General features: G+C 70.0%; 3 protein-coding genes. 2 read left to right on the top strand and 1 reads right to left on the bottom strand.

Annotation, left to right across the window (positions count from 1 at the left end; all coding sequences use genetic code 11):
- Nucleotides 1-316: 316 nt before the first annotated feature.
- Nucleotides 317-964 (top strand): HNH endonuclease family protein, encoded by a 648-nt coding sequence (locus A3IG_RS0127875; protein ID WP_018386878.1) that lies wholly within the window; start codon nucleotides 317-319, stop codon nucleotides 962-964.
- Nucleotides 965-1,055: 91 nt separating this feature from the next.
- On the opposite strand, the gene A3IG_RS0127870 is transcribed toward A3IG_RS0127875, so the two are convergent.
- Nucleotides 1,056-1,730 (bottom strand): class I SAM-dependent methyltransferase, encoded by a 675-nt coding sequence (locus A3IG_RS0127870; RefSeq protein ID WP_018386877.1) that lies wholly within the window; start codon nucleotides 1,728-1,730, stop codon nucleotides 1,056-1,058.
- 261 nt (nucleotides 1,731-1,991) lie between these two features.
- On the opposite strand from A3IG_RS0127870, the gene A3IG_RS0127865 reads away from it, so the two are divergent.
- Entirely contained in the window at nucleotides 1,992-2,546 is a 555-nt protein-coding gene (locus A3IG_RS0127865; RefSeq protein WP_018386876.1) for a YwqG family protein, read from the top strand.
- Nucleotides 2,547-2,636 lie beyond the last annotated feature (90 nt).

Here is a 2,636-nt window from a genome sequence, read left to right as displayed (position 1 = left end):
GCTGGACTGGTACAACTACCACCGACCCCACACCGGCATCGGCGGCCACCCACCAGCCACCCGCGTCACCAACCTGCCCGAACAACACACCTAGGCGCCCAGGGACGCGGGCGGAACGCACCTCCTGCGGGCGGGGCCTCCTCCGGATCCACACGGGGCGCCCTCTTGAATCTGACGTGCGCATGACTTCAGCCTGGGACGTAGGGGCGTCTCGGGAGACCGCTTTGCCGAAACGATTCGATCGGCCGCGCTCCCGACCCGCCGCCCCACGGTTCCCAGTACGCGCCCCGTCAACTTCCACCCCGGAGGCTCATCGATGTCCCGTTTCTACGCGCGTCGATCAACTGCCGCCCTCGCCGCCCTGGTCGGTCTGACCACCGCCGCGACCACCCTCGCCAGCTCCCCCGCCCAGGCGGCCCCGCCCACACCGCCGTCCGCCTCCACCGCCCTCAGCTACCTGTCCACCCTCACCGTCCAGGCCGAGGGGTCCTCAAGCGGCTACAGCCGCGACCTGTTCCCGCACTGGATCACCCAGTACGACTCGTGCAACACCCGCGAGGTCGTCCTGAAGCGGGACGGCACCAACGTCGTACAGGACTCCTCCTGCGCGGCGGTCAGCGGAAGCTGGTACTCGCCCTACGACGGCGCCACCTGGTACGCCGCCTCCGACGTGGACATCGACCACGTCGTCCCGCTCGCCGAGGCATGGCGCTCCGGGGCCAACTCCTGGACCACCTCGCGGCGCCAGGCCTTCGCCAACGACCTCACCCGCTCCCAGCTCATAGCCGTCACCGACGACGTCAACCAGGCCAAGGGCGACAAGGACCCGGCCGAGTGGATGCCGCCCCGCTCCACGTACCACTGCACTTACGCACGGATGTGGGTGTGGGTGAAGTACTACTACGGCATGACGGTCGACTCCGCGGAGAAGAGCAAGCTGAGCTCCGTCCTCAACGCCTGCTGACGCCCGCACCCGCGCGTCGTCCAGCGGCGCCCAGCACTCGGCCCCGCCGGGGTTCCGGCGGGGCCGCCCGGCCGGGCGGCCCCGCGCGCGCTCACTGCGGGCGCTGCACCTTCAACAGCCAGGAGGGGAGGTCCACCCGCGTGGTCACCTCGGCGCCGAGTTCCGCCGCCATCTCCTCGACGGCGATCTGGCCCACGATCTTGCGCATCTCGACCGAGCACACGTCCCAACCCGCGGCGGTGAACTCCCCTCGCAGTTCCTCCTCGGTGGCACGGTGCGGCCCCATGCCCCGCACGACCTCGACGAAGTCCGGCACCCGCTCGGAGAACGTGAGGATGTGCGCGACGCCCCCGGGGCGCGCCATCCGGAACAGCTCACGGATGTACCGCCCCCGCTCCGGCTCCTCCAGCGCGTGCAGCAGGGCACAGTCCAGCATGGTGTCGAACTCGGCGTCGAAGCCCTCCACGGCGGACAGGTCCGCGACCCGGAAGTCGATCGTCGCGCCATGGTCCGCGGCCTTCTTCCGCGCCAACTCGATCGCGGTCGGGGAGAAGTCGAGCCCGACGACGTCGTAACCCTTGTCCGCCAGGTACAGCGACAGGCTGCCGGTCCCGCATCCGGCGTCCAGGACACGGCCCCTGACTTCCCCCGCCTCGCAGATCCGGACGAACTCGGGCTGCGGCTCACCGATGTCCCACGGCGGCAGGGCGAATGACCCCGCACCGCGGTAGACGGCATCGAAGCTCTCGGAGGCATGAACGGTCATCAGCACCCTTCCGTGGCAGCAGCGAACACGTCCTACAGACGTCGAACAGACTTACACACGGCGCCGCCCTGCGCGCGGCTCTCCCGGGCACCCGTACCGCCGGTCTAGCAACACTCGAGGAGTTGACGTGTTCGCCTCAATTGCCTCATGCATCCGGCGGCTGGCTCCCGGCCGGGCCGCCGCACCGCTCGTGGTCAGTGCCGGTGGTTAGGGTGCTGCCGCAATCCCACCGCACAGCCCGACGACCGCGAAGGAAGCACCGTGTCGCAGCCCGGCTCCGCCCTTGTTTTCTCCCCCGCGAACGGCCCCGTGGAGGAGCCGGTGACCAAGCTCGGTGGGCAACCGGTGTGGTTGGCGGAGCCGCAGTGGCCGCTCTCGCGCACCTCCGGCGAGCCCATGGAGTTCATCGGTCAGTTCGCGCTGGACGGGGGGCGTCTCGCCTACCTGTTCATGACGGGCCCCGACCAGCACCCGGCCGGCAGTTGGAACGCCGAGAGCGGCGAGAACGCCCTGCTGATCCAACCGGGCGGCCGCGTCCCGGGCTTCCTGACCGTCCGCGCCCAGGCCGAGGGGCCCTCGGCCGGCGCCGACCACCTGCCCCACGTCAGCACGGGACGCGGGGTGGCCGTCCTGGGCGGCCCGGGCGTCGAGCCCGACTGGATCCAGGGGGAGGAGTACCCGGGCGACGACTGGCAGTTGGTGGTCCAGCTCACCGACAACCTGCCGTTCTACGTCAACTTCGGGGACTGCGGTTACGGCTACGCCTTCGTCTCCCCCGACGGCAGGGACGGCCGTTTCCTGTGGCAGTGCTCCTAGGCCGTGTCCGTAAAGTCGGTTGCTCGTTGGTTGGTTCGTGGTGCGTCGTCATGAGTTGACTGATGAGTCGTGGGCGGTGATCGGGCCGTT

The sequence above is a fragment of the Wenjunlia vitaminophila DSM 41686 genome, from assembly GCF_000380165.1.
In the GTDB taxonomy this organism is placed as follows: Bacteria; Actinomycetota; Actinomycetes; order Streptomycetales; family Streptomycetaceae; genus Wenjunlia; species Wenjunlia vitaminophila.
This window is presented reverse-complemented; position numbering and strand designations above follow the sequence as displayed.

Excerpts from the sequence above, each read along its gene's own strand:
- A3IG_RS0127875 (WP_018386878.1), top strand. The coding sequence starts at position 317 with ATGTCCCGTTTCTACGCGCGTCGATCAACTGCCGCCCTCGCCGCCCTG.
- A3IG_RS0127870 (WP_018386877.1), bottom strand. The coding sequence starts at position 1,730 with ATGACCGTTCATGCCTCCGAGAGCTTCGATGCCGTCTACCGCGGTGCG.